The organism is Falsihalocynthiibacter sp. S25ZX9, from assembly GCF_041205405.1.
GTDB lineage: Bacteria > Pseudomonadota > Alphaproteobacteria > Rhodobacterales > Rhodobacteraceae > Falsihalocynthiibacter > Falsihalocynthiibacter arcticus.
Genome location: NZ_JBGFCD010000188.1, coordinates 1 through 315, shown reverse-complemented (window position 1 = coordinate 315; position 315 = coordinate 1). Strand labels below are relative to the sequence as shown.

The 315-nt window shown below is 54.9% G+C and carries 2 protein-coding genes; both read left to right on the top strand.

What is annotated here, in order from left to right:
* Nucleotides 1-167, top strand: a 167-nt coding sequence (locus AB9F29_RS21840; RefSeq protein WP_369757241.1) for a proline racemase family protein, incomplete at its 5' end; no start/stop codon positions are given.
* Nucleotides 168-176: 9 nt separating this feature from the next.
* A partial coding sequence (locus AB9F29_RS21835; protein ID WP_369757240.1) for an aconitase X swivel domain-containing protein occupies nucleotides 177-315 on the top strand: 139 nt, incomplete at its 3' end.

Sequence of the window (315 nt, the reverse complement as noted above, 5' to 3'; positions counted from 1 at the left end):
GCATCATCGGCTCGCTCTTTAAGGGGCGCGTCGAGGCGGCGGCAACGGTTGCGGATAAGCCTGCGATCATCCCTTCGATTGCCGGATGGGCCAGCGTAACGGGCATTAATACAATATTCATAGACGATGAACGCGACCACTTCGCGCATGGTTTTGTGGTTAAATAGAAAGCACTTATGACACGCAGCATCCTTGTAGGACAAGCAAACGGACCCGTTTTGGCGTCCGAAGAAGGCCTTAGTTTTTGGGGCGGCGTTGATGCTTCCACAGGCGTCGTCATCGACGCACATCATCCATGGCACCGCCAATCCCTCG